The organism is Salinisphaera sp., assembly GCF_035690525.1.
GTDB lineage: Bacteria > Pseudomonadota > Gammaproteobacteria > Nevskiales > Salinisphaeraceae > Salinisphaera.
The window spans coordinates 22,460-29,252 of record NZ_DASSKM010000155.1 but is presented as its reverse complement, the minus strand read 5'-3'; the positions used below and the strand labels follow the sequence as shown (position 1 = coordinate 29,252).

The window sequence follows — 6,793 nt, the reverse complement described above, 5'->3', positions numbered from 1 at the left end:
AGCGGTATCCTGCTTAGCCGGGCTCAATACCGACTCCTGTCTGCCGCCGATCACGCCCTATTTCGTCATGCGCGTCGGGCGACTGCCGCTGATCCCGTACTATCGCCCGGGCGATCCGGCGCTCGGCACCGCCGTGCGTGGGTATGCCGCAAATCACTCGGCGATCCTGCTGGCCAACCACGGTCCGATCGTCGCCGGCAAGACCCTGGAAGCCGCGCGCAACGCTATCGAAGAGCTGGAAGAAACGGCCCAACTGTACCTGCTGCTACACGGCCACGAGACGCGCACGCTCGACGAGAACCAGATCGAAGAACTGCGCCAGAATTTCAACGCTAACTGGTAACGAAAGGACACGCCATGCCCCGATTCGCCGCCAACCTCAGCATGCTGTTCAACGAAGTGCCATTCATCGAGCGCTTCGCCGCCGCCGCAGAGGAAGGCTTTACCGGGGTCGAGTTCCTGTTTCCCTACGCCTTCGAGCCCGCCGACTTGGCCGCCGAACTCGAGCGTCATAATCTCACCCAGGTGTTATTCAATCTGCCACCAGGCGATTGGGAGGCCGGCGAGCGAGGGCTGGCCGCCCTGCCCGGTCGCGAAGCCGAATTTCGCGATAGCGTCGACCGCGCGTTGGAATACGCCACGACACTCAACTGCGCGCGTGTCCACGCCATGGCCGGGGTGGCGCCGGACGGCCTCCCACACGAGGCCATGCACACGACCTACATCGATAATCTACGTTTTGCCGCACGCCGGCTGGCCGCGCACGGTATCCAGTTGCTCATCGAGCCGATCAACACCCGCGACATGCCCGGCTATTTTCTCAATCATCAATACGAGGGTCACGCCGTCATCGCAGCGGTCGGCGAGCCCAATGTCGCGGTACAAATGGACTTCTATCACACACAGATCATGGATGGAGATGTGTGGATGACCTATCGGCGTTACCGTGACGACGTCGGCCACATCCAGATCGCCGGTGTACCCGACCGCCATGAGCCGGATACCGGCGAACTGAGCTATCCCTGGCTATTCGAGCAGCTCGACGCCGATGGCTACGCTGACTGGATCGGCTGCGAATATCACCCGCGCACATCCACCATTGCCGGGCTCGACTGGTTTCGCGAGCAGAATATGTGCGATCGAGGCGATTGATTTTGTCAGTCGGCGATTTTAATCCTCAGATGCAAAAAGTTTTCAAAGTGATGTCGCAAGTCGAAATTATTGGGCATAAAACAGCTCGGCATTGCCGCCCGGCCGACTGGCAGATGCTGACGCAGCGGCCTATGCGTATTTTCGTTGCCTCTCGTTAGCAGAAACCCGGCTACGGCTGAGACGACTGACAACGTGAATGTTTTGTCTACACTCTCCGAGCGATCACAATGCCCACCCGACAAATCATCATCGCCGACGATCTTACCGGAGCGCTCGACGGTGCGGCGACTTGGGGAGCGCATGCACAGGTAAGCGTGCTGCTGGATTCGACCGCCCTGAGTAGCGCCTCGGCCGAAGTGGTCGCGCTCGATACCGATACCCGCCACCGCACACCCGAAGCGGCAGCTGCGCTCGTGACCGAAAACACCGCCCGCGCATTGCATCTGGGCGTGCCGATCTACAAGAAGATCGATTCGATCTTGCGCGGCAATACCACGGTTGAAATCGCGGCCGCGTTTCGCACCATGGCCCGGGAGGGATCGAATGCGTCGGCGATGATCGCTCCCGCTTTTCCGGCTACGGGGCGTACGGTCGTCGACGGTGTCGTGCGTGTAGACGGTCAGCCGCTGGCAAACGACAAGGGCAATCTATGCAGGCGCTTGATGGCAGCCGATCTGCGCGTGGCGTTGATCGATCTCGAAACCGTGCGCAGCGGCGCTACAGCGATCAAAGTAGCTTACGAAGCACATATTAGAGATGGCGCCGAGGCGATCGTGGTGGATGCCGAAACCGAAGCCGATCTCGATAGCATTCACGATACGCTCAACGCGTTGGCACCTCCCGTGCTGCCGGTCGGATCAGCCGGTCTGTTGCGCGTAGCAGCGCGCCGTGCCGCTTCGGACAACGCTGCTCCGCATTCCACGGACCGTCGCGTTGGTGGCCACACCCTGATCGTGCTCGGCAGCTATTCGGAACATGCACGGGCACAGCGTGCACGGCTGCAGGCATCCCGGATACCGCTGGTGGCCTTGCGCGCGCCTTTTGGCGACGGTGAGCAACAAGCGGCCGCGCGCGAGCTGAGTCGTCGTTTGGCGGACGGCGACGCACTGCTCTGCCCGGATCCCGCTACGCCGGTCGAGCGCAGCCACGCCGCGGCGGTTGCCGCAGCGCTGGCGGCGACCGCCGGCCGCGTGCTCGCCGGACGTGCCCCTGGCCGGCCGACCGGACTGATCATGGCCGGAGGCGAAACCGCACGCGCCGTGCTTACGGCGGTCGGTGTCGACCGCTTGACTGTCCAGGGCGAAATCGAACCCGGCGTGGTGCAATCGAACGCGGATCGGCTCGGCGGACTCACCATAGTGACCAAGGCGGGCGCCTTCGGCGATGCCGACACGCTGGAACGCGCGCGGCGCGCACTGATGGGCCCGACCGGTCACAAGTCTTCGGCAGACGATGCTTCGCGGGCACGTTGTTCTTGCAAGGAATGAGGAAACCATATCCCATGAGCCAACCGATTGTTGCGATCACGATGGGCGACGCCGCCGGCATCGGCCCCGAAATTATCGCCAAGGCCCTGGCAAGCGACGAAATTCGCGGTATCTGCCGGCCGCTGGTCATCGGCGATGCCAAACGCCTGCGGCAGGCGATCGAAATCACGAGCGTCCCGCTCACGGTCAACACTGTCGAGCAGCCCGAGGATGGACACTATACGGCGGGCATCCTCGACTGCATCGACCTGGCCTGCATCCCGGCGGATTTGACCTTTGGCGAAATCTCTGTGGCCGCTGGCGACGGCGCCTATCGTTTCATCAAGAAGGCCACGGAGTTTGCGGTCGAAAAACGCGTACAGGCCATCTGTACCGCGCCGTTGAACAAAGCGGCACTCCACGCAGCCGGACACAACTACCCTGGACACACAGAAATTCTGGCTGCGCTGACCGGCACCGAAGAAGTGTCGATGATGTTGACCACGCCGAAACTGCGGGTGATTCATGTAACCACCCATATCGGCCTGATCGACGCCGTGAACAAAATCGAGCCGGGCTTGGTCGAACGGACGATCCGCCGCGGCGATACCGCGCTGCGGCGAGCCGGGCTGGCCCGGCCGCGTATCGCGGTCTGCGGCATCAATCCGCATGCCGGTGAAGGCGGGCTGTTCGGATACGGCGAGGAAGAGGACAAGATCGTTCCCGGCATCACGGCCGCTCAGGCCGACGATATCGACGTGGACGGCCCGTTACCTGCCGATACACTATTCTATCGCGCCACCCGGGGTGACTTCGATCTAGTGGTCGCCATGTACCACGACCAAGGTCACGGGCCAGTCAAGGTGCTCGGGCTGGAAGCCGGCGTGAACGTCACCGTCGGCCTGCCCGTGATCCGCACGAGCGTCGATCACGGCACGGCTTTCGATATCGCGGGTACCGGACGTGCGGATGCCGCCAGCATGCTCGAGGCGTTACATCAGGCCGTCACACTGGCTACGGTGGACTAATGACTAGGCTGTCGAGCAACGGCGCGGCGGATCGTGGATTTGCTGCATACCTGCGCAGTGGTTGTCGAAGCGCTGACCTCGCGTTACGAGTGCATCTGTCGGCATCGGCGACCGCATCCTCATCCGGGTTTTGAATCACCTCGTCTTCTGTTCAAAAGATCGGTATCGCGCAGCTGCTGAATCTCGGTTCTTCGCTCTTTCGGCCAGTCCAGAAAGCCTCGTCCCGATTTAGCCCCGTAATCGCCGCACGCCACGATATCCTGAAGTAGTCCGAGCGGCGTATTGTCGGCGACCAACTGCGGCATCAATTGTTGCGATATAGCCAGAAACGTATCAAGTCCGCCCAGATCGGCGGTCGCGAAAGGCCCGACCGTCGCGTACCTGCGTCCGAGCGAGGCGGTCATGACACGATCGATTTCCGCGGGCGTTGCAATACCCTGCTGAACGATTCCCAGCGCTTCTCTCAAAAGCGCGTATTGCAGGCGGTTTCCGATAAAACCGGCGGCCTCCTTTTGGAGCACGACCGGGTCGTTACCTATCTCGTTGATAAGACGAACCGCTTGATCGATACACCATTGTGCGGTCGCCGCGTGCGGCACGATTTCTACCAGCGGCACGGAGTGCGGCGGATTCCAGAAATGCGTCACCACGAATCGCTCCGGGCGCCTCATGCCGCCGATGAGCGCCGACGGGACGATATTTGAGGTGTTGCTGGTTATGACGGCATCGTCGGCCAGACAGCTTTCGAGCGCCTTGTAGACCTGACGCTTAACGGCTTCATCTTCTACAACCGCTTCGATGACTGTATGACAATCTTGAAAATCACGGTAGTCGCTCGCGGCAGTCACCCGTTCAAGGAGTTGATCGGTGCTTTTGCCTGCTCGCGCGAGCCGATATTCAACCAACTGATCGACGATCGATCGTATGACGGGCCAGGCGTCGGCCATTTTTCGCTCGTCCAGATCGAATATCTTGACTGGCTTATCGGCGGCACAGATCACCGCGGCAATGCCACTTCCCATCAGCCCGGTACCCACCACGCCGACGCTATCCGGTCGATCCATGCTTGCCTCGGCCATGGCCGCTACCTCCCACTTAATCGCAGTTGTTGATACCGCATCGCGGCCCGTGCGTTATTTTCGCGGTGCATTGGGGAAAAAGGCCCGTCCCAGCTTGACGAACCCGCCGGTTTCGAAGACCTTGAACAGCGCCAGGGCGCCAACGATGATGCCGCCCTCGACCAACGTCCGCCAACCGGCGCTGAGCCCGATCGCCGTCATGTCGTTAGACAACACGCCGAGAAACAAGGCGCCGCCAACCGTGCTCAAGAACAGGCCTCGGCCGCCCAGAATCGACGAACCGCCGACCACAACAGCCGCAATGCTCTCGATCGTGTATGGGTTCCCCATCGACAGCGTCGGCGCGCCGATAAAGCCCAAAAGAACGACACCGCAGAGCGCTGCACAGCATCCGCTGAGCGCGTACGAAGCCACGATCACACGGCCCGTCGGCAAGCCGCCGATTCGCGCGGCCTTGGGATTCGACCCGACTGCGTGTACCAATCGTCCGAATGCGCTCTTGTCCTGGATGACCGACCCGACGATGACGAAGATCAGGGTCAGCACGATGATGACCGGCACGCCGAGCCAGCTATTTTCGATCACGCCCGAGATGAGCGTGGGCGCACTGTTGGCCGCCGGCGCGCCGTGGGTATATCCAAGGATAGCGCTCTGGACGATGATACCCATAGCCAGCGTCATGACGAACGCCGGCATTTTGAGTACCGTTACGCCGATGCCGCTAAGCGCACCGATCCCGGCGCCGATAAGCAGAACAGCCGGAATCGCCCACCATAACCCGGCGTTGCTTTGAGGCACCCACGAGCCCAACAGCACCCCGCCCAGCGTGATGATCGAGCCCACTGAGAGATCGAGACCGCCGGTCAGGATCACGATCCCTTGACCAAAGCCGACGATAATCACAAAGGTACTCAACAAAACGACCAGCCGAAAACTGTCACCGCCCAAAAGCCCCGGTTCGATCAGTCCCGAAAGCAGAAAAATGACGACGGTACCGATAAAAACACCAACGGTCGCAGGATTTCTCTTGATTGCTGTCATAGCTGATTCATTGCCTGTTGTCGTTAACCACGCGGCCCGCCGGCTTTAGCCGGCCTGGGCGTATTCCCGCTCGGCCAGCATGGAAATGAGAGAGCTAATCAACACGGCTATGATCATCAGCAGGCCTTCGAAAATCCCCGTAAAGAACGAGGACACACCGAGCGCGAACAGCGTTTTCTGAATCAGCTCCAACAAGCCGGCACCGACGACACTGCCGAGTACCGTGCCGCGTCCGCCCCCGAAAGCGGTCCCGCCGATGGCGACCGAGGCAAAAGCCAGCAGCAAAAATGCAGTATTGAACTGCGGATTGCCGGTACCGGTCTCCGCCCCCACCATGTAGCCGCAGACGCCGGCAAGCGTGCCAGACAGCAGATACGCGAAGAATTCGGTGCGTTCGACGTTGATCCCAGCGCCACGTGCCGCGGTGCGGTCCTGCCCAATCGACAGCAGCGATATGCCCAATCGGGTGTAGCCCAGCATGACCCAGAGAATGGCGGTGAAGATAACGAGAATCACTGCCGCGACCGGCACCACACCGATCTGACCGGTCAACCCGTAGGAGATCGTGTCCGGTACGCGACCGCCAGGCGCGTTCAGCAATAACAAAGCGATTCCGGAGGTCATAATCATCGTGCCCAGAGTCGCCGCTATCGATTGCAACTTGCCGTAGGCAACGAGATAACCATTGACGGCACCGACTACCGCACCGATGGCGATGACGACAAAGAACGCCGCGATGGATCCACCCAGGCCGTTGAAGCCCGCGACCGCAATAAGACTGTTCGTCAGCGCGACCGTACCCGCGAGCGACAAATCGAAACCGCCGATCAGGATGACAAAGGTAATCGCACTCGCACCGATCGCCAGGGTGATGCTGTTGTTGAGGAGCACGGAAATGCCATAGGCCGTCAAGGCGAAGTGACCTTGCACACCCACATAAATACCGTACATCACGATATACGTCAGGATGCAGACGAGAGAGGGACGCCGGGTGATTCTGCTTGCAAGTCGGAGGTTTACCATCGTT

7 protein-coding genes are annotated in these 6,793 nt (G+C 60.8%); 4 read left to right on the top strand and 3 right to left on the bottom strand.

The window, feature by feature from the left end; translation table 11 throughout:
- From VFJ08_RS11880 to pdxA, 4 genes are all read left to right on the top strand, one after another.
- Window positions 1-343 (top strand): class II aldolase/adducin family protein (locus VFJ08_RS11880; protein ID WP_324997428.1); only part of this gene is annotated, 343 nt, incomplete at its 5' end.
- A 14-nt stretch (window positions 344-357) separates the two neighbouring features.
- Complete coding sequence (gene otnI, locus VFJ08_RS11875) at window positions 358-1,152, top strand: 2-oxo-tetronate isomerase (protein ID WP_324997427.1); 795 nt, start codon at window positions 358-360, stop codon at window positions 1,150-1,152.
- 227 nt (window positions 1,153-1,379) lie between these two features.
- A complete protein-coding gene (locus VFJ08_RS11870) occupies window positions 1,380-2,639 on the top strand; it encodes a four-carbon acid sugar kinase family protein (RefSeq protein ID WP_324997426.1) in 1,260 nt (419 codons plus the stop codon).
- 14 nt (window positions 2,640-2,653) lie between these two features.
- Window positions 2,654-3,646: a 4-hydroxythreonine-4-phosphate dehydrogenase PdxA gene (pdxA, locus tag VFJ08_RS11865; protein WP_324997425.1), complete on the top strand. Its 993-nt coding sequence runs from the start codon at window positions 2,654-2,656 to the stop codon at window positions 3,644-3,646.
- A 119-nt stretch (window positions 3,647-3,765) separates the two neighbouring features.
- On the opposite strand, the gene VFJ08_RS11860 is transcribed toward pdxA, so the two are convergent.
- Genes VFJ08_RS11860 through VFJ08_RS11850 form a run of 3 tightly spaced genes read right to left on the bottom strand, consistent with a single transcriptional unit; the run spans window position 3,766 to window position 6,789 of the window.
- Entirely contained in the window at window positions 3,766-4,725 is a 960-nt protein-coding gene (locus VFJ08_RS11860; RefSeq protein WP_324997424.1) for a 3-hydroxyacyl-CoA dehydrogenase family protein, read from the bottom strand.
- 54 nt (window positions 4,726-4,779) lie between these two features.
- On the bottom strand, window positions 4,780-5,766 hold the full coding sequence (locus VFJ08_RS11855) for an ABC transporter permease (RefSeq protein WP_324997423.1): 987 nt from the start codon (window positions 5,764-5,766) through the stop codon (window positions 4,780-4,782).
- Between the two features lie 45 nt (window positions 5,767-5,811).
- On the bottom strand, window positions 5,812-6,789 hold the full coding sequence (locus VFJ08_RS11850; protein WP_324997422.1) for an ABC transporter permease: 978 nt from the start codon (window positions 6,787-6,789) through the stop codon (window positions 5,812-5,814).
- Window positions 6,790-6,793 lie beyond the last annotated feature (4 nt).

Bases quoted from the DNA above. Each gene is read 5' to 3' on its own strand.
- otnI (WP_324997427.1), top strand. From the start codon at position 358: ATGCCCCGATTCGCCGCCAACCTCAGCATGCTGTTCAACGAAGTGCCA.
- VFJ08_RS11870 (WP_324997426.1), top strand. From the start codon at position 1,380: ATGCCCACCCGACAAATCATCATCGCCGACGATCTTACCGGAGCGCTC.
- pdxA (WP_324997425.1), top strand. From the start codon at position 2,654: ATGAGCCAACCGATTGTTGCGATCACGATGGGCGACGCCGCCGGCATC.
- VFJ08_RS11860 (WP_324997424.1), bottom strand. From the start codon at position 4,725: ATGGCCGAGGCAAGCATGGATCGACCGGATAGCGTCGGCGTGGTGGGT.
- VFJ08_RS11855 (WP_324997423.1), bottom strand. From the start codon at position 5,766: ATGACAGCAATCAAGAGAAATCCTGCGACCGTTGGTGTTTTTATCGGT.
- VFJ08_RS11850 (WP_324997422.1), bottom strand. From the start codon at position 6,789: ATGGTAAACCTCCGACTTGCAAGCAGAATCACCCGGCGTCCCTCTCTC.